The organism is Acidisoma silvae, from assembly GCF_020618775.1.
Lineage (GTDB): Bacteria > Pseudomonadota > Alphaproteobacteria > Acetobacterales > Acetobacteraceae > Acidisoma > Acidisoma silvae.
In genome coordinates this window covers 192949-218162 of the sequence record NZ_JAESVB010000004.1, presented here as the reverse complement: position 1 = coordinate 218162, position 25214 = coordinate 192949, and the positions used below count along the sequence as shown (strand labels likewise).

Here is a 25214-nt window from a genome sequence, read left to right as displayed (position 1 = left end):
TGCGATTTCTCCCGCTTCCTAAGCAGAATTTCTCGGGGACATCGCTCTGAGTGGGACCGTAATAAGATTAACAAAGCATGGTCAATTGCTTTCTACTTTCAAAACCAGAGTGATGACTTTGCAAAATTCAGTCATAAAAATCGGTTCTTCTTTTTTTTAACAATATGTTTTTGTTAGTTTTTTATCGATTTATCCGGCCATTTTTTGCGATATTTTCGATGAGCCAATATCGGTTCTTTACATGACTAATTCTGTCGATTGAGACCTAGTCCCGATTATTTACTGCGCATTTTATTTGCGAGCGGTTTTTGACGTTAAATCAATGGATTACAAATAATTCTGAAGGAGTTATCTTCCAGGCCGCTTAGTTTTCTAATCTCACGGCCTAGTCCGCCGCACTAGGCGCTGACCACATCAACTAAGCCGATTGACCGGGCAACATTTTTTTGTCTGATTATTTTTAAAGCCCGATCACGAAATCGTCTTTATGGATCAGCAACGAGTCTCGCGTTTGCGTGAGTGCTACCGCAGGATCGGCAGGAACACGGCAGGTCTCCGGGCATGTGGCGTGCCGTGCGCCTGTCGCGGCAAAGCCATTCGCATGACCCTTCGGTCCGCAGACGGGACGTCTCGCCAGGGCGGCCCAAGAGCAATCTGGATTTATGAGAGATTTGGCGGAGAGGGTGGGATTCGAACCCACGGTACGCTTACACGCACGGCGGTTTTCAAGACCGCTGCCTTAAACCGCTCGGCCACCTCTCCGCGGTCGGCCGCAAACTAGTGCGCCTTGCGTCCCAGCGCCAGTGCCACCGGGCCGCAAATCGCGCTTATCCGCTGTTTCTAAACCAATGCGACGCCCTGGCTGCTGAGATCGGGCGGCATGGCGCGGCCAAGGGCGTGGGTCGCCGCCCCCACGTCGCGCACGATATAGCCACGCCCCCAGACAGTGGTGATGACATCCCCTGCCCCGGCCTGGCTCAGCTTGCGGCGCAGCTTGCAGACGAAGACGTCAATGATCTTGATGTCAGGCTCGTCATTGCCGCCATAGAGGTGGTTGAGGAAGGATTCCTTGGCGACGATGCTGCCGCTGCGCAGGAACAGCAGTTCCAGGATGCGATATTCCTTCTCGGTCAGATGCACGGTCTTGCCATGCACGGTGACGATGTTGGAATCCATATCGAGGACGGTGGACCCGAGCCCGATGCGCGAATGACTGAGCCCCTTGGACCGACGCACCAAAGCCTGGATGCGGGCGCCCAGCTCGGCGTCATCGAAGGGGCGGGCCAGAAAGTCATCCGCGCCCAGGGAGAAGGCCTTCACCTTCGCCTGCGGCCGCGTGAGACTGGACAGAACCAGGATAGGCACACCGACGGAACTCCACCGCAGCCGGCGGATGACCTCATACCCATCCGTGTCGGGCAGAATCAGGTCCATGACCAGCGCGTCATAGTCGTAGCGCTTGGCGAGCTGGAAGGCTTCTTCCCCGGTCTCGACATGTTCCAGCACCGCCCCGGTCGATTTCAGGGCCCGCTGGGTTGTCGTCACCGCTTGCACGTCATTGTCAACGAGGAGGACACGCATTGGCCTACATCCTATGGTTGTAAGCCAATGGTGCTACCTATGCGTGTATTCGTCAATAACGGGCGCAACCCCAGGCTGCATCATTAGGGTAAAGGCAAGAAACCTCTAAACACAGCCTATTGTTACGATGACGACGCAATTTATTGAGCATCGCTTCATAGCGCTCACGAATTCGTGATCGCAATAAACTGACAAACGACGACACGGCTCAAACGCAAAAAGCTGCAACCGGAGGATGCAGCGTTTTAACAGTCAGCGCGATAGCGATTTTGGGGAAATGATCAGAACCGTGGTGGGCGCAACAGGGATTGAACCTGTGACCCCCACCGTGTCAAGGTGGTGCTCTCCCGCTGAGCTATGCGCCCACGGTTCCGATGGACGTCTTCCTAACCGCAGTTGCCGGAGGCTGCAAGAGGGCTGTCACAATCAAGCCCCTCTTCGTCCGGGGATCGGCTCTGCGCCGCGCGGTTTGCGGAAGTCCAACCGGCAGGCACTGCAAGTTTTGCGACTCCGCGGGCGATTCGGGCCGGCCAGGGTCTCACCGCCCGCCGTCCGAACGCCCGCGAAACGCCCTTTAACCCGCGATCCGCATCAGATGGATATCGACCAGCGGACGCTTCTGCACGCGCTTGCCCACCGTCCGGCGCAGCGACGCCTTGGCCGATTCCGCCAGCGCGAAATCGTCCCGCCGCAGGGGTGCCGGCAGGTCAGCGACGGCGGCCGTAAATTCGGCTTCCATACGCACCCGCTCGGGATCCTCGGCATCGAAAAGGCCCGGCGCGCTGATTTGCGCATTGCCGCGAATACGGCCCTGCTCATCCACCACCAGACTGCCGATAACGACACCGTTGAACAGCATGCGCCGGCGGGCCGCCAGCACGCCGCCCGACATCGGCACCAGCCGGTTGCCGTCCACCGCCAGACGGCCGACCGGCGCGCTGTCGATGATCGCGGGGCGACCGGGGGCGAGTTCCAGAATGTCGCCATCTTCCAGCATCAGCGGCTTGGCGCCGGCTTCCTCGGCCAGACCCGCATGGGCCGTCAGATGGCGCCATTCGCCATGCACCGGCACCGAATATTTCGGCCGCACCAGGGCATAGATCCGCCGCAGCTCGTCCCGAGCCGGATGGCCGGAGACATGAACCATATGGTCGTTATCCGTCATCAGCCGCACGCCACGGCGGACCAGATTGTCCTGCACCAGCCCGACCGCCCGCTCATTCCCCGGAATGACGCGGCTGGAGAAGATGACGGTATCGCCCTCCCCCAGTGCGATGCGCGGATGGGTATCCAGCGCCACGCGGGACATGGCGCTGCGCGCCTCGCCCTGGCTGCCCGACAGGATCAGCAGCAGACGATCATCCGGGACATCCGCCGCCGCGTCCTCACTGAGGAAATGCGGCACGTCGGCCAGATAGCCGCATTCGCGCGCCGCTGCCTCGATATTGCGCAGACTGCGCCCCGCAATCGCCACCTGGCGGCCGACGGCCTTGGCGGCCAGGCCGATGCTTTCCAGCCGCGCCACATTGCTCGCGAAACAGGTGATGGCCACTCGCCCGCTCAGATTGCGAATCAGTTCCGGCAGCGCGCGGCGGACTTCCGCCTCGGACCCGGAATGGCCTTCGACCAGCGCATTGGTCGAATCGCAGACCATGGCCAGCACGCCCTGGTCGCCCAGGCGCTTCAGCGTCGCTTCGTCCGACACCGGACCCACGACCGGGTCCGGGTCCAGCTTCCAGTCGCCACTATGCAAAATCACGCCATAGGGCGTGGTGATGGCCAGCGCCTGCGCTTCCGGCACCGAATGCGCCATGGAGACGAATTCGATCGAAAAATCGCCGAGGGCCAGCGTGCTGCCCGGCTGCACGACATGCAGCGTCACTTCGGCCAGCAGTCCGGCTTCCGTCAGCTTGCGGCGCAGAACGGCGGCCGCGAAAGGTGTGGCGTAGATCGGGCATTGCAGCCCGCGCCACAGCCAGGCGACGGCGCCGAGATGGTCTTCATGGGCATGGGTAATCACAAGGCCCAGCAGCTTGTCGCGCCGCTCGGCAATGAAACTCGCGTCCGGCACCATGACATCCACTTCGGGATGCTCCGGCCCGCCGAAGCCCAGGCCGCAGTCTACCGCCAACCACTGCCCATTGCAGCGGTAGAGGTTCAAGTTCATGCCGATCTCGCCCGTCCCGCCGAGCGGGAGGAAAGCAAGATCGTCGTCATAATTGGTCATTAGGCCCTTATCCTTGGTCAATCTCCTGTGGAATGGCGCTTCCAGTCCTTCGGCAGGCTGGGAGCGGAATTGCGCAGCGCCAACAAGCGCATCCCTTCCAGCGTGAGATCGGGGTCAATCGATTCGAAAATAGCGGTGCCTTCGGCAAAAAGCGGAGCGAGGCCGCCGGTCGCGATCACCTTGATCGGCACACCCAGCTCGCCACGGATGCGGGCCACAAGCCCCTCCACCATGCCGACATAGCCCCAGAAAATACCGGACCGCATGGCGGGTACCGTCGAACGTCCAATCACCACCTGAGGCCGACCGATCGCAATGCGCGGAAGACGCGCCGCGGCTCGGTGCAAAGCCTCGATCGACAGATTGACGCCCGGCGAGATGATCCCGCCGATAAAATTCCCATCCTGGTCCACGACATCAAAATTGGTGGCCGTTCCGAAATCCACAACCACCAAGGGGCCACCGTAAATGTGATGGGCGGCCAGCGTATTCAGCAGACGGTCCGCCCCCACTTCGGTCGGCGAATCGCTGCGGATCTCAAAACCCCAATCGAGCTCGGCCGAGGCGATCATCGGCTCGACCTCGAACCACTCGCGGCAGAGACGCCGCAGGTGATAGAGCGCCGCCGGCACCACGATGCCGATGACGGCCCGGGTTACCGATTTCGGCTCCAGCCCGCAATGGCGCATCAAGGTCATCAGCCAGACCGCATATTCGTCCGAGGTGCGCTGCGCATCGGTCGAGATGCGCCAGTCGCCCCGCCAGCCTTTGCCGTCATGAATGGCCATGACGATATTCGTGTTCCCGGCGTCGATCACCAGAAGCATGGCCGATTAGCCTCCCTGCCCCAAAAGTACGTCGCCGGTGGAAATGGCGCGTATTGTTGCGCCCATGGATAATAACAACTCGCCGGTTTCGGATAGTCCGGCGAAGAGACCTTCGGCCATGCTGTCGCCGCGTGCGTCGCGCACCGTGATCGGCGTGCCGATGGGGTGAGCCCGCTCCAGCCAGGCCGCGCGGATCGGCCCGAAGCCGGTTTGCGCCAATAGGCCGCGCCAATGGTCGATGCGGGCGATGAAGATGGCCGCAACGTCACGGGGTGTGGGCGGGGCATCCGTGCGCGAGCGGAGGGCGGCCGTGCGCCGGCCAGCCACCACCGGCGCCACCGCCAGATTGCCGCCGACGCCGATCACCAGCCAGTCCAGCCCGTCAGGACTCATGCCGGCATCGACCAGCACGCCGCCCAGCTTGGCACCGTCGCGCAGCACGTCATTCGGCCATTTGACGGTCAGCAGATCGGGTTCGGTGTCGAAAGCCGCCAGCGCCTCAACGAAGGCAAGGCCGGCCAGCAGCGCCCATTGGCCGGCGCCGCCGGCCTCGGCCGCATTGCGCGGCCGCAGCAGGACAGAAAGATAAAGATTGCCGAGCGGCGCGCTCCAGCTGCGCCCGCGACTGCCGCGCGCGGCGGATTGGGCGAGCGCCAGAATGGCGAGCCCATCTTCGGCGCCCGCATGGGCGCGGGCGACGCAGGCATCCGAGGTCGAGGGGATCAGCTGGACTTCTTCGAGCCGATACCCCCGGGCAAGCTGAAGCGGAACCGCCGAGGGGCTTGCTGTCACCCCAACAGGGCCATGGCCGCGGCCTGCGCCGCGGTGGTGACGGGACCGGCCACCAGAATGAACAGCAGCGTCACCGCCCCGGTCAGCGCGACGACGAAGGACAGCGACGGTGCCGGATGGTCAAAGGCCGCTTCCGGCGCATCGAAATACATCAGCTTGACGATGCGCAGGTAGTAATAGGCACCGATGACGCTGGTGATGACGCCGATCACGGCCAGCAGCCACAGCCCGCTTTGGATTGCCGCCAGGAAGACGTAAAGCTTGCCGAAAAAGCCGGACAGCGGCGGCACGCCGGCCATGCTGAGCATGAAGATGGTCATGGCGATGGCAAGGCCGGGATGATGGCGGCCGAGACCGGCAAGATCGGTGATCTTCTCCACCGAGCGGCCCTGGCGGCGCATGGCGATGATGATGCCGAAGGCGCCGAGCGTCATGAAGATATAGGTGGCGAGATAGACCAGCATGGCGCTGATGCCATTGCCGTTGCCGGCGGCCAGACCCATCAGCGCGTAGCCGACATGGCCGATGGAGGAATAGGCCATCAGGCGCTTGATATTGGTCTGCACCAGCGGCGCCAGCGCGCCGAGGATCAGCGAGGCGATGGCGATGATTTCGATCAGAAGCTGCCACTGCACGAACAGATGCCCGAAGGGCCAGGCCATGACGCGGATCAGCATCGCCATCGCCGCCACTTTCGGCGCGGAGCCGAACAGCGCCGTCACGGATGTCGGCGCGCCCTCATAGACATCCGGCGACCACATGTGGAAGGGCACGGCAGCGATCTTGAAAACGATGCCGACCAGCACGAAGACCATGCCGATGACGAGGCCGACCGACGGCGTGCTGGTAACCAGCGCGCGGGCGATATGGATGAAATCCGTGCTGCCCGAGAAGCCGTAGGTCAGCGTCATGCCATAGAGCAGGATGCCGGAGGCAAGCGACCCGAGGACGAAATACTTCAGGCCGGCTTCCGAGGATTTCAGGCTGTCGCGGGCGAAAGCGGCGACCACGTAAAGGGCGAGCGACTGCAATTCCAGCCCCAGATAGAGGGTCATGAGATTGGTGGCACCCACCATGATCATCATGCCGCTGGAGGCGAAAAGGATCAGGATCGGGAATTCGAACCGCGCCAGTCCCTCCTCCCGCTCATTGAAGTCGAGCGACAGGATGATGGCGAGGCCGGCGCCGGCCAGGATCAGCAATTGCGCGAAGCGGCTGAAGGCATCGGCGATGAACAGGCCGCCGAAGCCCAAGCCGGTCGGCGAGACCAGAACCAGGCCGCCGACACCCAGCAGGGCGCCGAGCGACAGCATGCTGGACAGCTGGAAGGCGTGCTTCTTGGGCGCGAAGACACCGGCCATCATGATGGCGAGCCCGCATAGCGACAGCGCGAGTTCGGGGAGAGCGATCAGCCAGTTCATCAGTTGGCCCCCCCGGCCGGAACGCTGCTCGGGGCGAGAGTGCCTGCCGCCGAAGCCAGATGCGCGGGCGTGCCGGCCAGGGCCACCGTATGGGCCTGGGCCATGGCATTCGCCGTCGCATCGAAGAAGGTGGAGAAGCTGGAGGGATAGATCCCCATCCAGATGGTCAGGATCACCAGCGGCACCAGCATGACGATTTCACGCGGGCCGATATCGGCAAGCACCTTCAGCTCGGGCCGTTCCAGCCCGCCGAAGATGACCTTGCGATACATGACCAAGGTATAGATGGCGCTCAGGATCAGCGTCGTGCCGGTCAGCAGCGACAGCCAGAAATTGACCTTCAGGGCGGCCACGATGACCAGGATTTCGCCGATGAACCCGGCCGTGCCCGGCAGGCCGACGGTGCCCATGGCGAAGATCATGAACAGCAGCGCGTAGAAGGGCATGTTGCGGGCCAGGCCGCCGAAACCGTCCATGCTCTGGCTGCGCGTGCGGTCCATCAGCACGCCGACGCAGATGAACAAAGCGGCGGTGATGAAGCCGTGGGACAGCATGCGGAAAAGCGAGCCTTCGATGCCCTGCACCGAGAAAGTGAAGATGCCGACCACCGCGATGGCCATATGGCCGACCGAGGAATAGGCGCAGAATTTCAGCAGGTCGCGCTGCACCAGGGCCGCGATCGATGTGTAGATGATGGCGACGACGGCCAGCGTGAACATGAAGGGCGCGAAATACTGCGAGGCCTGCGGCAGCAGCGCCACCGAGAAGCGCAGGAAGCCGTAGCCACCCATATTGGCCAGCACGCCCGCGAGCAGAACCGAACCCGCGATCGGCGCCTCGTTATGGGCGTCGATCAGCCAGGTATGCACCGGCCAGATCGGGATTTTCACCGCGAAGGCGGCGAAGAAGGCCAGGAAAAGCCAGAACTGCATGTGCGGCGGCAGCGGCATGCGCAGCATGTCGGGGATGCTGGTGGTGCCGTCATGCACCCAGAGGGCGATGAGGCCGAGCAGCATCAGCATGGAGCCCGCGAACATGAAGAGGAAGAACTTGATGGCGGCATAGCGCCGGCGTTCCCCGCCCCAGACGCCGATGATGACGAACATCGGGATCAGCACGGCTTCGAAGAAGACGAAGAAAAGCATGAAATCGAGCGCGCTGAAGATGCCGATCATGGTGGTTTCCAGCACCAGGAAGGCGATCATGTATTCGCGCGCCCGCGCCCCGCCCTGTTTCCAGGCCGACAGAATGGCGATGGGCGTCAGTGCGGTGGAGATCAGGACGAACAGAACGCTGATGCCATCCACGCCCATGCGGTAGGAGACGCCATATTGCGGCAGCCAGGACATGACCTCCTGGAACTGGAAGCCCGCGAAGCTTTTGTCGAAATCGAACCACAGAACGAGGCTGAGAACGAAGACGATGAGGCTGGTCCAGAGCGCCGTCCAGCGCGCGGCGCGAGCAACCGACTCTTCATCGCCGCGAAGGAAGAACAGCACCACCACGCCCGCCAGCGGCAGGAAGGTGAGCAGAGACAGCAGGGGGAAACCGGCCTGGTTCATCGTGCTCACCGGAAGATCAGGAAGACGGTGATCAGGACGACGAGCCCGATCAGCATGACAAAGGCGTATTGGGCCAGCGAACCGCTTTGCAGACGGCCGACGCCACCCGCCGAGAAGCGCGCGAGACCCGCCCCGCCCCGCGGAATACCGTCGATGATATCCTCGTCGCCCACATGCCAGATCGCGCGGGCGATGGCGTGATAGGGCTTCACGAAGATGACGTCATAGAGTTCATCGAAATAGTATTTGTTGAGCAGCAGCCGGTAGATCGGCGCGAAGCGCGTCGCCAGCATGGCCGGCAGTTCGGGCTTGGCGACATACATCACATAGGACAGCACGAAGCCGAGGACGGCCAGCACGGTCGGCAGGATTTCGATCAGGAAAGGCGTCTTGTCGATATCGAGCAGGATCGACGGATGGTTGATGGCCGAAATCGCGCCGTTCCAGAACTTCGCCTGGTCCGCGCCGATGAAGTCATGCGCGAAGACGCCGCCGACGAAGATGGCGCCAAGGGCCAGCAGGAACAGCGGGCCGGTCATCACCAGCGGGCTTTCATGGACATGGCTCATGACATGATCGTCGCCGCGCGGCTTGCCGTGGAAGGTCAGCAGCAGCAGGCGGCCGGAATAGAAAGCCGTCAGGAAGGCGGCGGCCGCGACGCAGAACCAGGCATAGCCGCCGCCATGGCCCATGAAGGCGGCGTTGACGATGGCGTCCTTCGAGAAATAGCCCGACAGCGGCGGGATTCCGGCCAGCGCCAGGCTGCCGATCCACATCATGACATAGGTATAGGGAATGAGCTTCGCGAGACCGCCCATCTTGCGGATGTCCTGCTCGCCCGACATCGCGTGGATGACGGAACCGGCGGTGAGGAACAGCAGCGCCTTGAAGCAGGCATGGGTGATGAGGTGGAAGATCGAGGCCTGATAGGCGCCGACCGAGACCGCCACGAACATATAGCCGAGCTGCGAACAGGTGGAATAAGCGATGATGCGCTTGATGTCGGTCTGCACGCAGCCGATCGTCGCGGCGAACAGCGCCGTGGTGCCGCCGATGACGCCGACCACCGCCAGCGCCACGGGCGCATATTCCAATAGCGGCGACATGCGCACCATCAGGAAGACGCCGGCGGTGACCATGGTGGCCGCGTGGATGAGGGCGGAAACCGGCGTCGGGCCTTCCATCGCATCCGCCAACCACGGATGCAGACCGATCTGGGCCGACTTACCCATGGCGCCGATGAAGAGCAGGATGCCGATCACGTCGAGGGCGTGCAGATCCGTGCCGAACAAATGGTAGACGGCATGGCTCTGCGCGCTCACGGCGGCGAAGATGTCCGGGAAGCGGACCGAGCCGAAGAGGAAGAAGACCAGGCCGATGCCAAGCGCAAAGCCGAGGTCGCCGACGCGGTTCATGACGAAGGCCTTGATGGCCGCCGCATTGGCCGAAGGCTTCTCATACCAGAAGCCGATGAGCAGGTAGGAGACGAGACCCACGCCTTCCCAGCCGAAGAAGAGCTGGACGAGGTCATTGGCCGTCACCAGCATCAGCATCGCGAAGGTGAACAGCGACAGGTAGGAGAAGAAGCGCGGGACCGAGCGGTCACCATGCATATAGCCGATGGAATAGATGTGGATCAGGGTGGCGACCACCGTCACCATCAGCACCATGACGGCCGAGAGGCTGTCGTAGCGCAGCGCCCAGTCGACCTGGAAACCGCCGACATGCAGCCATTCGGCGATGGCGATCGTCGTCGGATGCCCGGCGCCCGACAGCAGATGCACGCCGGAAATGACGCCGCAGACCGCGGCGATGAGCATCCCGAGGATGCTGACGAATTGAGCGCCCTGGTCCTTGAGCCAAGGACCGAACAGACCCGCGATCAGCGAGCCGAAGAGCGGTGCGAAGACGGCAATAGCGAAGATCACGTCTCAGCCCTTCATCAGATTGACGTCTTCGACCGCGATCGAGCCGCGGTTGCGGAAGTAGGTGACGACGATCGCGAGGCCGATGGCCGCCTCGGCGGCGGCGACGGTCAGCACGAACATCGTGAAGATCTGCCCGGTGAGGTCATGCAATTCGCCGGAAAACGCGACGAAGTTGAGGTTCACGGCGAGCAGGATGAGTTCGATCGACATCAGGATGGTGATGACGTTCTTCCGGTTCATGAAGATCCCGAAGATGCCCACCACCAGCAGGATGGAGGAGACGACCAGATAGGGGCCGATACCGATGGGCATATCAATGCGCTCCCGGCTTGTGGGTCACGGCGACGGCGTCGCCTTCCGGCAGCGTCACCTTCGGTCCTGGCGCGGTCAGCGCCGGGTCGGTGCGGGCCGCGTCAGGACGCAGGATGCCAAGCTGCTTCACGCCGACGCCGATCGGCACATCCATCATGGTCAGCGCATCCGCCGGCTGGCGGGCGTTCTGGCGTGCGATGTTCTGGCTCTTGGAGCGCGTGCGTTCACGATGCGTGAGCACGATGGCGCCGATCATGGCGACCATCAGCACGACCGAGGAGGTTTCGAACAGGAAGGCATATTGCGTGTAGAGGATGCGGCCGATGGCATCCGTATTGCTGATGCCGAAGGGCATCGGCGTCATGCGCAGCCCGGCGGCGGCCGGGGCGATCTTCCAACCACCCACCGCCATCACCAGTTCCAGCAGCAGGATGATACCGACCACGGCGCCGATGGGCGCGTAGCGCTGCACGCCCGCCCGCAATTCCGAGAAGTCGATGTCCAGCATCATGACCACGAACAGGAACAGCACGGCGACGGCGCCGACATAGACGATGATCAGGATGAAGGCCAAAAATTCGGCCCCCGCGATCAAAAACAGGGCGGCAGCGTTGAAGAAGCACAGGATGAGGAACAGCACGGAATGAACCGGGTTCCGGGACGTCACCACCATCACCGAGGAGACGATGAGGATGGCGGCGAAGAGATAGAAGAAGATTTGAGCGAAGATCATGGCGCGCTGTTACCGGTACGGGGCGTCTAGTTCGAGGCGCCGCGCGAGTTCCGGCTCCCAGCGGTCGCCGTTCGAAAGAAGCTTGTCCTTGTTATAAAGCAGCTCCTCGCGCGTTTCGGTCGCGTATTCGAAATTCGGGCCTTCGACGATGGCATCCACCGGGCAGGCTTCCTCGCAGAGGCCGCAATAGATGCATTTCACCATGTCGATGTCGTAGCGCGTGGTGCGGCGGCTGCCGTCTTCACGCGGTTCGGCCTCGATGGTGATGGCCTGGGCCGGGCAGATCGCCTCGCAGAGCTTGCAGGCGATGCAACGCTCTTCGCCATTGGGATAGCGGCGCAGCGCGTGTTCGCCACGGAAACGCGGGGATAGCGGGCCCTTCTCGAAGGGATAGTTGATCGTCACCTTCGGCTTGAACATGTAGCGAAGCGTGATCGCCATGCCGCCGACGAGTTCCGTCAGCAGCAGACTGCGCGCCGCACGGTCGAGGACACCCATTATTCCATTCCCCTTTTCGTCGTCGCAGCCATGGTGACCGTATGAAACTCAGCCATGGGGCAGCCATCCGAAGATTTCGAGCGCGCAGGCCGTCAGCACCATCCAGCCGATCGACAGCGGCAGGAAGACTTTCCAGCCCAGCCGCATCAGCTGGTCGTAGCGGAAGCGCGGGAAGGTCGCGCGCACCCAGATGAAGACGAACATGACGAAGCAGATCTTCAGGATCAGCCAGATCGGTCCCGGGATGAAGGCCAGGAACGGCACCGGCGACATCCAGCCACCCAGGAAGAGGATGGAGGTCATGGCGCTCATCAGCGTCATATTCGCGTATTCGCCGAGGAAGAACATGGCGTAGGTCATGGAGGAATATTCCACCATGAAGCCGGCCACGATTTCGCTTTCACCTTCCGCCAGATCGAAAGGCACGCGGTTACATTCCGCCAGGCCCGAGATGAAGAAGACGATGAACATCGGGAAAAGCGGGATGAAGAACCACAGCCCGTTCTGCGCGCGCACGATGTCGTTCAAATTCAGGCTGCCGACGCAAAGCAGGACGGAGACCATGACGAAGCCGATGGAGACTTCGTAGCTGACCATCTGCGCCGCCGAGCGCAGCGCGCCGAGAAAGGCGTATTTGGAATTGGACGACCAGCCGGCAATGATGATGCCGTAGACGCCGAGCGAGCTGATCGCGAACAGATACAGAATGCCGACATTGATATTGGCGACCGCGAGATGGTTGCCGGTCGGCACCACCGCCCAGGCGACCATGGCGAGGCCGAATGTCAGCAGCGGCGCGATGAGGAACAGAACCCGGTTCGCGCCGGTCGGCACGATGGTTTCCTTCATCACCATCTTGATGGCGTCGGCGAAGGGCTGCCACAGGCCGAAGGGACCGACGACATTCGGCCCCTTGCGCAGCTGCATCGCCGCCATCACGCGGCGTTCGCCATAGGTGGCATAGGCCACGATCATCAGCAGCGGCACCAGCACCGCGAAGGTTTCGAGGGCCGCGAGAATGATCTGGCCCAGGATGGTGGAGAAGAAACCCATGACCGTCTCTTACTCCGCCGCCTGCAGGACGGGGACGTAGGTCTCGGTACAAGCTTGCATGGTCGGGCTCGCGCGGCTGATCGGGTCGGTCTGGTAATAATCGGCGATGGTATTGCCGAAAGGCAGGTCGCTGACGGACTGGCCGAGATTGGCAGGGCCGGCCGTATCCGTCGTTGCCAGTCGCGTGAAATTATCGACCGTTCCGAAGACCGGGTTGACGGCGACAAGGCGCTGGCGAAGGGCGGCGATGCTGTCATAGGGCAGCGTCTTGCCGATCACCGCGCTGAAGGCGCGCAGGATGCGCCAGTCTTCCTTGGCGTCGCCGACCGGGAAGGTCGCCGGCTGGATCTGCTGCACGCGGCCTTCCGTATTGACGTAGGTGCCGCTCTTTTCGGTATAGGCCGCGCCTGGCAGAATGACATCGGCGCGCGCCGCGCCCCGGTCGCCGTGATGGCCCTGATAGATGACGAAGGTTTCCGGCGCGATGGCGCTGGCGTCGAATTCATCGGCGCCCAGCAGCCACAGCACGTCCACACCGCCGGAGACCATTTCGGCCCAGCCCTTGGCACCCGCCGTCGGCACGAAGCCGAGATCGAGCGCGCCGACGCGGGCGGCGGCGCGGTGCAGCACGTTGAAACCGTGCCAGCCTTCGACAAAACCGCCGACCTTTTCGGCCAGCGCCCAGGCGGCGGCCAGAACGGCGGCACCATTCGGTCCCTGCAAAGCCCCCTCGCCCACGACGATCATCGGCTTGGCGGCACCCGCCAGAACTTCGGCGAAAGCATGGTCGCCCGACAGCAGCGCCGTCAGCGTGTCAGCCCCCGCACCGATGATGTCGGACGGATAGGTGAGATCGATCGCCTGGCCGATGACGCCGACCGGCAGACGGTTCTGGCGCCAGCGCTTGCGGATGCGGGCGTTCAGGATCGGCGCCTCATGGCGCGGATTGGTGCCGATGAGCAGAACCGCATCGGCTTCTTCGATGCCGGCGATGGTGCTGTTGAAGAGGTAGAAGTCGCGACGGCTGGTATCGAAGGCAGCACCACCCTGACGGGCGTCGACATTCTTCGAGCCGAGCGAGGCCAGCAGATCCTTCAGCGCCAGCATGCTTTCGGCATCCGCCAGGTCACCGGCCAGCGCGCCGATGCGGTCACCGGCGACATCCTTCAGCCGCGCGGCGACGGCCAGGAAAGCCTCTTCCCAGGTCGCCACCTGCAACTTGCCGTTCACGCGCAGCCAGGGCTTGTCCAGGCGGCGGCGGGTCAGCCCGTCCACGATATGGCGGGACTTATCGGCCAGCCATTCCTCGTTCACGTCCTCATTCAGGCGCGGCAGGATGCGCATGACCTGCGGCCCGCGCGTATCGATGCGAATGGCGGAACCGACCGCATCCATGACGTCGATGCTGTCGGTCTTCTTCAACTCCCAGGACCGCGCCGAGAAGGTATAGGGTTTGGAGGTCAGCGCACCGACCGGGCAGATATCGACCAGATTGCCGGAGAGTTCGGAAGACAGCGCCTTCTGAACATAGGTGGTGATTTCCAGATTCTCGCCGCGCGAAACGCCGCCCAGTTCCGGCACGCCGGCGATTTCGGTTGCGAAACGCACGCAGCGCGTGCATTGAATGCAGCGCGTCATCACCGTGCGGACCAACGGACCCAAGTCCTTGTCGCGCTGCGCGCGCTTGTCCTCGGTATAGCGGGAATGGTCGCGGCCATAGGCCATGGCCTGATCCTGCAAATCGCATTCGCCGCCCTGATCGCAGATCGGGCAATCCAGCGGATGGTTGATGAGCAGGAATTCCATCACGCCCCGGCGCGCCTTGCGGGCCAGGGGGCTGTCGGTCTTCACCACCATGCCCTCACCCACCGGGAAAGCGCAGGAGGCGACGGGCTTCGGCGCCTTTTCCACTTCCACCAGGCACATGCGGCAATTGGCGGCGACGGACAGGCGGTCATGGAAACAGAAGCGCGGGATTTCCTTGCCGGCGGCTTCCGCCGCTTGCAGCACGGAAAAGCCCGCGGGAACGTCAACCTCGATACCGTCGATGGTCAGCTTGGTCATCGGTGCTACTCCGCCGCGATCGCCATGGGTTGCGTGGCCGTGGGGGAAGCGCCGCGCGATGCCTTATAGGCCGCGATTCGCTCCTCCATCACGGGGCGGAAATGCCGGATCAGCCCCTGGATCGGCCAGGCGGCCGCGTCACCCAGCGCGCAGATCGTATGGCCTTCGACCTGCCGGGTAACCTGCTCCAGCATATCGATCTCATCGACCTCGGCGCGGCCTTCGACCATGCGGTTCATGATCCGCATCATCCAGCCCGTGCCTTCGCGGCAGGGCGTGCACTGGCCGCAGCTTTCATGCTTGTAGAAAGCCGAGATGCGCGCAATGGCCTTGATCAGATCGGTTGACTTATCCATGACGATGACGGCGCCGGTGCCGAGGCCCGAGCGCATTTCGCGCAAACTGTCGAAGTCCATCAGCGCCTTTTCGGCCATGTCCTTGGTGATCATGGGCACCGAAACGCCGCCCGGAATGATCGCCAGCAGATTGTCCCAGCCGCCACGCACGCCGCCGGCATGAGTTTCGATCAATTCGCGCATGGTGATGCCCATCGATTCCTCGACGGTGCAGGGCCGGTTCACATGGCCGGAAATCGCGAAAAGCTTGGTGCCCTGGTTCTTGTCGCGGCCGAAGCTCGCGAACCATTTGGCGCCACGGCGCATGATGGTGGGGGCGACCGCCACCGTCTCGCAATTGGTGACGGTGGAGGGCAGACCATACAGGCCCATCGCCGCCGGAAAGGGCGGCTTGGAGCGCGGCATGCCCTTCTTGCCTTCCAGGCTTTCCAGCATCGCCGTCTCTTCGCCGCAGATATAGGCGCCGGCGCCGCGATGCACGAAGACGTCGAAATCATAGCCCGAACCGGCGGCGTTCTTGCCAAGAAGCCCGGCCGCATAGGCCTGCTCCACCGCCGCCTGGAGGCGCGTATATTCAAACCAGTATTCGCCGCGCAGATAGCAATAGGCGGCCGTCGCACCCATCGCGAAACCCGCGATGAGGCAGCCTTCCACCAGCTTATGCGGCTCGTTGCGCAGGATCTCGCGGTCCTTGCAGGTGCCGGGCTCGCTCTCATCGCAATTGACGACGAGATAGGCCGGCTTATTGCCGCGATCCTTCGGCATGAAGGACCATTTCAGGCCGGAGGGGAAACCGGCGCCACCACGGCCGCGCAGGCCGGAGGCCTTGATCTCATCCACGATCGCGCCACGACCGAGGCCGAGAATCTCGGCCGTGCCGTCCCAGTCGCCACGGGCGCGCGCGCCGTCCAGCGACCAGTCCCGCTGGCCGTGGATATTGGTGAAAAGACGATCCTTGTCTTCCAGCATCTTGGGGCCTTCGACCGTCATGGCTTACGCTCCCGCAGGCTTGGCCGCGCCATCGGCGGCGGGCGGATTAGCAGCGGCCGCAGCGGCAGCGGCCTCGGCTTCAGCGGCCGCCTTCGCAGCGGCTTCCGCGCGCTCGCGCTTCACCACGGCATATTTCTCCGGCGACCAGAATTCCCCGGCATGGGTCAGTGTCGTCGGGCCGCCCTCGGCCTGGCTGCCGAGACGATTGATCGTCGGGCCTGCGGCCGGCGGCTCGCCACGACGAAAAGCATCCAGCAGTGCTTCCGTGCGCGGACCGTCGAGATCCTCGTAATAGTTTTCGTTATTGACCTGCATCATCGGCGCATTGACGCAGGCGCCCAGGCATTCGACCTCGGCCATGCTGAACAGCCCGTCCGCGCTCACTTCGCCGAAATGCGAGAGGCCGGTTTTCTTGAAACAGGCCGCCACGACCTCGTCCGAGCCACGCAGCCAGCAGGGTGTCGTCGTGCAGACCTGTAGATGGTAGCGGCCGACCGGCTTGAGGTTGAACATCGTGTAGAAGGTCGCGACCTCATAGACGCGGATCGGCGCCATATCGAGCATGGCCGCGACCACATCCATACCGACGCGCGGCACCCAGCCGCTATTGGTCTGGCGCGCCATCTGCTTCTGCACTTCATAGAGCAGGAAAATAACGGCGCTCGCCTTCCGCTCGGGCGGATAGCGCTTCAGGATTTTCTCGATCTCGGCGAGGCTTGCGGCATCGAACGCGAAGCTTGCCGGCTCCGCAACCTCGGCAACGTGTGAAGAGCTCATGATTACCTGTCGATTTCGCCGAAGACGAGGTCAATGGACCCGATGATGGAGACCGCATCGGCCAGCATGTGACCCTTCGCCATCTTGTCCATGGCCTGCAGATGGGCAAAGCCCGTGGGACGGATCTTGCAGCGGTAGGGTTTATTGGTGCCGTCGGCGACCAGATAGACGCCGAATTCGCCCTTGGGCGATTCGACCGCCGTATAGGTCGTCCCCGCCGGCACGTGGAAACCTTCCGTAAACAGCTTGAAGTGATGGATCAGCGCTTCCATCGACCGCTTCATCTCACCCCGCTTGGGCGGCGTGAACTTGTTGTCGGCGATGCGCACCGGGCCGGGTTTCATCTTGGCCAGGCACTGGCGGATGATCTTCAGGCTTTCCCGCATTTCCTGCACGCGGACCAGATAGCGGTCGTAGCAGTCGCCGTGGCGGGCGACGGGAATGTCGAACTCGACTTCGCTGTATTTGGAATAGGGCTGCGCGCGACGCAAATCCCACGGCACGCCGGAAGCGCGCAGATTAGGGCCCGAAAAGCCCCAGTTCAGCGCTTCCTCGGCTGTCACCACGCCGATATCGACGGTGCGCTGTTTCCAGATGCGATTGCCGGTCAGAAGCCCTTCCATGTCATCGACGAAGGTCGGGAAGGTATCGCACCAGGCGAGCATACGCTCTTCCAGGCCGGCCGGCAGATCACGGTTGACGCCGCCCGGACGGATGTAATTGGCATGCATGCGCGCGCCGGACGCCGCTTCGTAGAATTCCATCAGCTGCTCACGCACCTCATAGCCCCAAAGGCTGGGCGTGGTGGCGCCGACGTCGAGCGCGAAGGACGTGATATTCAGCAGATGATTGAGGATGCGGGTGATTTCCGCGAAGAGCGTGCGAATCCACTCCGCCCGCTCCGGCACTGCAATGCCGAGAAGCTTCTCGATCGCCATCACATAGCACTGTTCCTGCGCCATGGGGCTGACATAGTCGAGCCGGTCGAAATACGGCGTATTCTGCAAATACGTCCGATATTCCATCAGCTTTTCGGTGCCGCGATGCAACAGCCCGACATGCGGGTCAGCGCGGTCGACGACTTCGCCGTCCATTTCCAGAATCAGGCGCAGCACGCCATGCGCGGCCGGATGCTGGGGACCGAAATTCAGCGCGTGACTGTCGATCTCGATGATCTTGGTCTCGGGATTGACGATCGTGTGTTCCGGCACGGTGCCGGTGACGGTTTCGCTCATGGCTCAGCCCTCCCGATGGGCTTTCTCGTCACCGGGCAAGTTCGTCATGCCTTCCCAGGGCGAGATGAAATCGAAACGGCGGAAGTCCTGAACCAGCTTCACCGGCTCATAGACGACCTGCTTGCGCTCTTCGTCGTAGCGGACCTCGGTATAGCCGGTCAGCGGAAAGTCCTTCCGCATCGGGTGACCGACGAAACCGTAATCGGTCAGGATGCGGCGCAGATCCGGCTGGCCCGAGAAGGGTATGCCGAACAGATCCCAGGCCTCGCGCTCCCACCAGGTGGCGACGGCCCAGAGATGCGAGACGGACGGCACCGGTGCCACACCGTCGGTCGTCACGATGACGCGGATGCGATGGTTCAGCGAGACGGACAGAAGATTGTAGACGACCTCGAAGCGCTCGGGATTCGCGGGCCAGTCGACGCCGCAGATATCCATCACCTGCTCGAAAGCGAAGCGCGGATCATCCTTCAGCACCGTCATCAGCCCAAGCAGCGAGTCCCGGTCGGTGCGAATTTCAATTTCGCCGACATCGACCTTGGAGGACAGAACGCGCGGCAAAGCGGCCGCCTCAGCCGCCAGAACCTCGAAGGGGGTCAGCGGCGCCGGAACCGGGGCTTCGGCGGCTGCGGTGTCGGGAGTGTCAGCCACGGAGAATGGTCCCCGTGCGGCGGATCTTCTTCTGCAACTGCATGATCCCGTAAACCAGCGCTTCGGCGGTCGGCGGACAGCCCGGAACATAGACGTCCACCGGCACGATGCGGTCACAGCCGCGCACCACCGAATAGGAATAGTGATAATAGCCGCCGCCATTGGCGCAGCTGCCCATGGAAATGACCCAGCGCGGCTCGGACATCTGGTCGTACAGCTTGCGCAGCGCCGGGGCCATTTTATTGGTCAGCGTGCCGGCGACGATCATGACGTCGCTCTGCCGGGGGGAGGCGCGCGGAATGACGCCCATCCGGTCCAGATCGTAGCGCGGCATATAGGCATGGATCATCTCGACCGCGCAGCAGGCCAGGCCGAAGGTCATCGGCCACAGGCTGCCGGTGCGCGCCCAGTTCACGATATTGTCGAGATTGCCGACGATGAAGCCCTTGCCGGAAATCTCGCCAGTAATAGCCTTCATCACGGCGTCCTGATCCGGTCCCGGCGGAAGCTCGCGCCCGTTCCAGACGACGTCGGTTCCGGTGGTCCCGGCTGCTGCACCGCTCATCGCTGTCACTCCCAATCCAGGGCGCCTTTGCGCCATGCGTAGACGTAGCCGACCATCAGTTCCGCCAGAAAGGCCAGCATGGTCACGAAGCCCATGATGCCGATATGGGACAGGCTGACGGCCCAGGGGAAGAGGAAGGCCACTTCCAGGTCGAAGATGATGAAAAGCAGGCAGACGAGATAGAAGCGCACGTCGAAACGGCGGCGCGCATCGTCGAAGGGCTCGAACCCGCATTCATAGGCGGAGAGTTTCTCGGCATAGGGTTTCTGGCGCGCGGCCAGCATGGCGCCAGCCATCATGGCCCCGGCGATGACCGCTGCAATCGCTCCAAAGATCAGAATGGGCCAGTACTGCGAAAGCAGAGGTTGCACCTTCATCTCCTCGGTCGGGACGCTAGACGTGTCGCACTTATGCAGCGGCTTACCGCATTTGCGAACGGACCCTAGTCCCTCCGCAAGCGGTGCGCCACCCCCCTTAACCCACTGTCATGAAAGACTTGTAATCATGGCACACCCGGCCATTAGGCATGGCAGACGGCAGGCAAGCAACGGCGAAAAGCCCCGGTTGTCCGGGGCTTTTTCGATGATGGCAGATTGACGTATTTAGGGGAAGGTTGTCGCCGCTGGCGCGAGTGACGGGGCTCGAACCCGCGACCTCCGGCGTGACAGGCCGGCGCTCTAACCAACTGAGCTACACCCGCAGCGACGAGAGGGGAATTAGCCCGCTGGCCTGACAGCGTCAAGCGCGCAAAGCCTGGAAAAACGCCGTTCTGCTGCCCGGTCAGCGATGGCCGCCCTGCCCGCTTTGGGCGTTGACATCAAGTTGACGCATATTTCGTGAGTCGCGTGGGCGGTGGAATATCCGCAGTAAACACGTCATCCCCGGCCTTGCCGGGGATGACAGACAAAACGATGCGGTCCGGCTTCATGCGCGGGCGACGACCGACGAATGCGCGACCGCGTGCAGCCACAGGCTGCCCAGCGGCGCGAAAATCGGATGCAAAAAACTGGGAAAAGAATGGTGGGCGGTGACGGTTTCGAACCGCCGACCCTCTCGGTGTAAACGAGACGCTCTACCGCTGAGCTAACCGCCCGCCGTGCCGATACGCATATCGGTATGGGAAAACCCGGTAGCGTCCCGATGCGGCCAGCACAAGAGCGCTGGACGCATCGAGCTTTGCTTTGTGCTTCGAACCGCCAGAGCGGCCTCGACCATAAAGCGGGGCCGGGGACGAGGCCCCGGCCCTTATTACCGGCTGGAAGACCAGCCGCAGCCGTCAGGCAGCCCCCAGGAGACCCAGGAACCGTCCGACAGGCTGATTAGTTCAGCGAGTCCTTCAGAGCCTTGCCGGGCTTGAAGCGCACGGAGGTGGAAGCCGGAATGGCAATCTCCTCACCCGTGCGGGGGTTACGGCCCGTGCCGGCCTTGCGATGGGCGGTCACGAAGTTCCCGAAGCCGACCAGGCGCACTTCAGAGGACTTCAGCCCTTCCGTGATCTTGGCGAAAACCGCGTCCACAACCTCACCGGCCTTAGCGCGGGAGAGATCAGTCGCTTCCGCGACCGCCGCGATCAAATCATTTTTGTTCACGCTCGAACTCCCTGTTCTCAAAAAACCTAAATCCACGACGGAGGAACACCGGGCATGTCGGTCCGGATGTCTGCGGACCCACTCCCAAAAGTTCGTGCCCCCATCGGCACAAGCCAAAAGAGTCTGCGCTTGTGGCACAAGCTCTCACGCCATGTTTCGTGCCTAAAGATGCCATAGGGCAGGAAAAAGGCGGCGGATAGTCACCCGCCGCCTTTTTCAGTCACGTTTTTGTAGAAAAACCGCCGATTAATGGGGAAGCGATGGCGCCTTGTCCCCAGTCTCCGATTTCGCGGGAATCGCGTCGTCATCAGGAGCAGACCATTCGATAGCTTCAGGCTTTCTGGCCAATGCTTGGCTGATCACCTCATCCACATGGGACACAGGGATGATCTTAATGCCCTTCTTCACATTTTCGGGAATTTCCGCGAGGTCCTTCTCGTTTTCCTTCGGAATGAAGACCGTGGTGATCCCGGCGCGCAAAGCGGCCAGCAGCTTTTCCTTCAAGCCGCCGATCGGCAGGACTCGGCCGCGCAGGGTGATCTCACCCGTCATGGCCACATCGCGCCGCACGGGGATGCCCGTCAGCACGCTGACGATGGAGGTCGCCATGGCGATACCAGCGGACGGACCGTCCTTCGGAGTCGCCCCTTCCGGCACATGGACATGGATATCCCGCTTCTCGAACAGCGTCGGCTTGATGCCGAAGGTGATGGACCGGCTGCGCACGTAGCTGATGGCGGCCGCCACACTCTCCTGCATCACGTCGCCGAGCTTGCCGGTCTGCTTGACGCCACCCTTGCCGGGCAGCAGCACGCTTTCGATGGTCAGGATCTCGCCGCCGACTTCCGTCCAGGCCAGACCCGTCACGACTCCGACCATGTCTTCCGACTCGGCCTCGCCGTAATGGAACTTTTTCACGCCGGCATAGGTTTCAAGATTCTCGGCCGTGAAATCGACCTGCGTCGCCTTGCCGGTAACGATCTCCTTCACCGCCTTGCGGGCGAGATTGGCGACTTCGCGTTCCAGATTACGGACGCCGGCTTCCCGCGTGTAGTAGCGGACCAGATCGCGCAGCGCATAGTCGGCGACGGACCATTCCTCTTTCTTGAGGTTGTGGGCCTGACCCTGCTTCGGCACCAGATGGCGCTTGGCGATTTCGATCTTCTCATCCTCGGTATAGCCGGGGATGCGAATGATCTCCATGCGGTCCAGCAGCGGCTGGGGCATACGCAGGCTGTTCGCCGTGGTGACGAACATCACGTCCGAGAGGTCATAATCGACTTCCAGGTAATGATCCGCGAAGGTGCCGTTCTGCTCCGGGTCCAGCACTTCCAGCAGCGCCGAGCTCGGGTCGCCGCGCCAGTCGGCGCCCAGCTTGTCGATCTCGTCCAGCAGGAAGAGCGGGTTGGAGGTCTTGGCCTTCTTCATGCCCTGGATGACCTTGCCCGGCATGGAGCCGATATAGGTCCGGCGATGGCCGCGCACTTCCGCCTCGTCCCGCACGCCGCCGAGCGACATGCGCACGAAATTGCGGCCCGTGGCATGGGCGATGGATTTCGCCAGCGAGGTCTTGCCGACGCCCGGCGGCCCCACCAGGCACAGAATCGGCCCTTTGATCTTCTGGCTGCGCACCTGCACCGCCAGATATTCCAGAATGCGCTCCTTGATCTTCTCCATGGCGTAATGCTCGTCGTTGAGCACCTTCTCCGCCGCGTCGAGATCGGATTTGATCTTGCTGCGCTTCTTCCACGGGATGGACAGGATCCAATCCAGGTAGTTGCGCACGACGGTCGCTTCGGCGCTCATCGGGCTCATGGTGCGGAGCTTCTTCAGCTCGGCCATGGCCTTGTCGCGGGCTTCCTTGGACAGCTTGGTCTTGCGGATCTTCTCTTCGATTTCCGCCGTCTCGTCCTTGCCGTCCTCGCCCTCGCCGAGTTCCTTCTGGATCGCCTTGAGCTGCTCGTTCAGGTAGTATTCGCGCTGCGTCTTCTCCATCTGCCGCTTCACGCGGTTGCGGATGCGCTTTTCCACCTGCAGAACGCCGATCTCGTTCTCCATATGGGCGAAGAGACGTTCCAGCCGGTCACCGACGACCGGCGTTTCCAGCAATTCCTGCTTCTCGGCAATCTTGAGCGTCAGGTGGCTGGCGACCGTATCGGCCAGCTTGCCCGAATCGTCGATCTGATTGAGCGAGACCAGGACTTCCTGGGCGATCTTCTTGTTCAGCTTGATATACTGCTCGAACTGGCCGACGACCGTACGGCCGAGCGCTTCCAGCTCCTTCGGGTCGCCAAGCTCTTCCGCCAGCGGCTCAACCTCGGCCTCGAAGAAATTCTCGACCTCGGTGAAGCGCGTCACGGTGGCGCGGCTGGAGCCTTCCACCAGAACCTTCACCGTGCCGTCCGGCAGCTTCAGCAGCTGCAGGATCGTCGACACGGTGCCGACCTTGTAGATGTCGTCCGCCGAAGGGTCATCCTGCGCCGCGCTTTTCTGCGCGACGAGCAGGATCTGCTTGCCTTCCTTGGCAACGGCTTCCAGCGCGCGGACGGATTTCTCGCGACCCACGAACAGCGGCACAATCATATGCGGGAATACCACGATGTCCCGCAGCGGCAGAACGGGCATGCGGCCCTCGACGGGCGCCTGCTCGGTCTTCACGTCGTCAATTTCACTCACGATGACCTCCTTTCAAGGACAGTCGTTCTCTCTATCGGGCCCGTCAGCGGCACCCGAGTTCAAGCACTCTCTTCGGCCCGTTCCTTGCCGTAGGTGAACAAGGGTTCGGCCCGGCTTTCGGCGACTTCGCCGTTGATGACGACTTCCTCGACATTGCTGAGGCCGGGAAGCTCGTACATCGTGCTCAGCAGGATCTGTTCCATGATGGACCGCAGGCCACGCGCGCCGGTCTTGCGCTTGATGGCCCGGCCCGCCACGGATTTCAGAGCCTCGTCCGTGAAGTTAAGCTTGACGCCTTCCATCTCGAACAGACGGCCATACTGCTTAACCAGGGCATTCTTGGGCTTGGTCAGGATTTCGATCAGCGCCGCTTCGTCCAGGTCTTCCAGCGTCGCCAGCACGGGCAGACGACCGATGAATTCCGGGATAAGGCCGAAGCGCAGCAGATCCTCAGGCTCCACTTCGCGCAGCAGCTCGCCGGTCTTGCGCTCGTCCGGGTCTTTCACGGAAGCCCCGAAACCGATGCCCGAGCCCTTGCCGCGCGCGCCGATGATCTTGTCCAGACCCGCGAAAGCACCGCCGCAGATGAACAGGATATTGGTGGTGTCGACCTGCAGGAATTCCTGCTGCGGATGCTTGCGCCCGCCCTGCGGCGGCACGGAGGCGACGGTGCCTTCCATGATCTTGAGCAGGGCCTGCTGCACGCCCTCACCGCTCACGTCGCGGGTGATGGAGGGGTTGTCGGACTTGCGGCTGATCTTGTCGACTTCGTCGATATAGACGATGCCGCGCTGCGCGCGCTCGACATTATAGTCGGCGGCCTGCAACAGCTTCAGGATGATGTTCTCGACATCTTCGCCGACATAGCCGGCTTCCGTGAGCGTGGTCGCATCCGCCATGGTGAAGGGCACGTCCAGCATGCGGGCCAGGGACTGCGCCAGCAGCGTCTTGCCGGAGCCGGTGGGCCCGATCAGCATGATGTTGGACTTCGCGATCTCCACATCATTGTGCTTCTGACCATGGGCCAGGCGCTTGTAATGATTGTGGACCGCGACGCTCAGCACCTTTTTGGCGTGTGTCTGGCCGATGACATAATCGTCCAGCACCTTGCAAATCTCGCGCGGTGTAGGCACGCCATCGCGCGACTTGACCAGATGCGTCTTGTTCTCCTCACGGATGATATCCATGCAGAGTTCGACACATTCGTCGCAGATGAAGACCGTCGGTCCCGCGATAAGCTTGCGCACTTCGTGCTGGGACTTGCCGCAGAACGAGCAGTACAGAGTGTTCTTCGAATCGCTGGTCTTGCTCATGGCAGGCTCCTCTCCCGGGTCGGCCCAGGCGTCAATCTGGTAGACTACGCCCCGGAAGCGTTAA

20 protein-coding genes, 4 tRNA genes and 1 pseudogene are annotated in these 25214 nt (G+C 62.5%); all 25 read right to left on the bottom strand.

Features of this window, described 5'->3' with window-relative positions; genetic code table 11:
• Positions 1-672 precede the first annotated feature (672 nt).
• The 25 genes and pseudogenes from ASILVAE211_RS11635 to clpX all read right to left on the bottom strand — a co-directional run bounded on the left by ASILVAE211_RS11635 (position 673) and on the right by clpX (position 25150).
• Positions 673-762, bottom strand: a tRNA-Ser gene (locus ASILVAE211_RS11635).
• Between the two features lie 78 nt (positions 763-840).
• Positions 841-1581 (bottom strand): response regulator transcription factor, encoded by a 741-nt coding sequence (locus ASILVAE211_RS11630; protein ID WP_227321474.1) that lies wholly within the window; start codon positions 1579-1581, stop codon positions 841-843.
• Positions 1582-1871: 290 nt separating this feature from the next.
• Positions 1872-1946 (bottom strand) — tRNA-Val (locus ASILVAE211_RS11625).
• Between the two features lie 209 nt (positions 1947-2155).
• Positions 2156-3808, bottom strand: coding sequence for a ribonuclease J (locus ASILVAE211_RS11620; protein ID WP_227321473.1), 1653 nt, complete (start codon positions 3806-3808; stop codon positions 2156-2158).
• A gap of 17 nt (positions 3809-3825) precedes the next feature.
• Positions 3826-4635, bottom strand: coding sequence for a type III pantothenate kinase (locus ASILVAE211_RS11615; protein WP_227321472.1), 810 nt, complete (start codon positions 4633-4635; stop codon positions 3826-3828).
• Between the two features lie 6 nt (positions 4636-4641).
• Positions 4642-5427: a biotin--[acetyl-CoA-carboxylase] ligase gene (locus tag ASILVAE211_RS11610; protein ID WP_227321471.1), complete on the bottom strand. Its 786-nt coding sequence runs from the start codon at positions 5425-5427 to the stop codon at positions 4642-4644.
• Entirely contained in the window at positions 5424-6848 is a 1425-nt protein-coding gene (gene nuoN / locus ASILVAE211_RS11605) for an NADH-quinone oxidoreductase subunit NuoN (RefSeq protein ID WP_227321470.1), read from the bottom strand. The genes ASILVAE211_RS11610 and nuoN overlap by 4 nt, the downstream gene beginning before the upstream one ends.
• Positions 6848-8410 carry an NADH-quinone oxidoreductase subunit M gene (locus ASILVAE211_RS11600; protein WP_227321646.1) on the bottom strand — a complete coding sequence of 521 codons (1563 nt, stop codon included), beginning with the start codon at positions 8408-8410 and terminating at the stop codon, positions 6848-6850. The genes nuoN and ASILVAE211_RS11600 overlap by 1 nt, the downstream gene beginning before the upstream one ends.
• Positions 8411-8415: 5 nt before the next feature.
• Positions 8416-10338 (bottom strand): NADH-quinone oxidoreductase subunit L, encoded by a 1923-nt coding sequence (gene nuoL / locus ASILVAE211_RS11595; protein WP_227321469.1) that lies wholly within the window; start codon positions 10336-10338, stop codon positions 8416-8418.
• Between the two features lie 3 nt (positions 10339-10341).
• Positions 10342-10650: an NADH-quinone oxidoreductase subunit NuoK gene (nuoK, locus tag ASILVAE211_RS11590; RefSeq protein ID WP_227321468.1), complete on the bottom strand. Its 309-nt coding sequence runs from the start codon at positions 10648-10650 to the stop codon at positions 10342-10344.
• 1 nt (position 10651) lies between these two features.
• The gene (locus ASILVAE211_RS11585; protein ID WP_227321645.1) at positions 10652-11380 is read right to left on the bottom strand and encodes an NADH-quinone oxidoreductase subunit J; all 729 of its coding nucleotides are present in this window, start codon (positions 11378-11380) and stop codon (positions 10652-10654) included.
• Positions 11381-11392: 12 nt separating this feature from the next.
• Positions 11393-11881 (bottom strand): NADH-quinone oxidoreductase subunit NuoI, encoded by a 489-nt coding sequence (nuoI, locus tag ASILVAE211_RS11580; protein WP_227321467.1) that lies wholly within the window; start codon positions 11879-11881, stop codon positions 11393-11395.
• A gap of 48 nt (positions 11882-11929) precedes the next feature.
• Positions 11930-12934, bottom strand: coding sequence for an NADH-quinone oxidoreductase subunit NuoH (gene nuoH, locus ASILVAE211_RS11575; protein ID WP_227321466.1), 1005 nt, complete (start codon positions 12932-12934; stop codon positions 11930-11932).
• A 9-nt stretch (positions 12935-12943) separates the two neighbouring features.
• The gene (gene nuoG, locus ASILVAE211_RS11570; protein ID WP_227321465.1) at positions 12944-14998 is read right to left on the bottom strand and encodes an NADH-quinone oxidoreductase subunit NuoG; all 2055 of its coding nucleotides are present in this window, start codon (positions 14996-14998) and stop codon (positions 12944-12946) included.
• Positions 14999-15003: 5 nt separating this feature from the next.
• The gene (gene nuoF / locus ASILVAE211_RS11565) at positions 15004-16323 is read right to left on the bottom strand and encodes an NADH-quinone oxidoreductase subunit NuoF (RefSeq protein ID WP_227321644.1); all 1320 of its coding nucleotides are present in this window, start codon (positions 16321-16323) and stop codon (positions 15004-15006) included.
• A gap of 186 nt (positions 16324-16509) precedes the next feature.
• Positions 16510-17121: pseudogene (locus ASILVAE211_RS11560) on the bottom strand (complex I 24 kDa subunit family protein); the annotation flags it as partial.
• Positions 17122-17123: 2 nt separating this feature from the next.
• Positions 17124-18356: an NADH-quinone oxidoreductase subunit D gene (locus ASILVAE211_RS11555; RefSeq protein ID WP_227321464.1), complete on the bottom strand. Its 1233-nt coding sequence runs from the start codon at positions 18354-18356 to the stop codon at positions 17124-17126.
• A 3-nt stretch (positions 18357-18359) separates the two neighbouring features.
• The gene (locus ASILVAE211_RS11550) at positions 18360-18938 is read right to left on the bottom strand and encodes an NADH-quinone oxidoreductase subunit C (RefSeq protein WP_406566057.1); all 579 of its coding nucleotides are present in this window, start codon (positions 18936-18938) and stop codon (positions 18360-18362) included.
• A gap of 61 nt (positions 18939-18999) precedes the next feature.
• On the bottom strand, positions 19000-19572 hold the full coding sequence (locus ASILVAE211_RS11545) for a NuoB/complex I 20 kDa subunit family protein (protein WP_227321463.1): 573 nt from the start codon (positions 19570-19572) through the stop codon (positions 19000-19002).
• A 5-nt stretch (positions 19573-19577) separates the two neighbouring features.
• Complete coding sequence (gene ndhC / locus ASILVAE211_RS11540) at positions 19578-19943, bottom strand: NADH-quinone oxidoreductase subunit A (protein WP_227321462.1); 366 nt, start codon at positions 19941-19943, stop codon at positions 19578-19580.
• Between the two features lie 252 nt (positions 19944-20195).
• Positions 20196-20272 (bottom strand) — tRNA-Asp (locus ASILVAE211_RS11535).
• A 318-nt stretch (positions 20273-20590) separates the two neighbouring features.
• A tRNA-Val gene (locus ASILVAE211_RS11530) sits at positions 20591-20665 on the bottom strand.
• A gap of 226 nt (positions 20666-20891) precedes the next feature.
• Positions 20892-21161: an HU family DNA-binding protein gene (locus tag ASILVAE211_RS11525; RefSeq protein ID WP_227308518.1), complete on the bottom strand. Its 270-nt coding sequence runs from the start codon at positions 21159-21161 to the stop codon at positions 20892-20894.
• 246 nt (positions 21162-21407) lie between these two features.
• Positions 21408-23786, bottom strand: coding sequence for an endopeptidase La (lon, locus tag ASILVAE211_RS11520; RefSeq protein WP_227321642.1), 2379 nt, complete (start codon positions 23784-23786; stop codon positions 21408-21410).
• 110 nt (positions 23787-23896) lie between these two features.
• Positions 23897-25150, bottom strand: coding sequence for an ATP-dependent Clp protease ATP-binding subunit ClpX (gene clpX / locus ASILVAE211_RS11515; protein WP_227321461.1), 1254 nt, complete (start codon positions 25148-25150; stop codon positions 23897-23899).
• Positions 25151-25214: the final 64 nt, after the last annotated feature.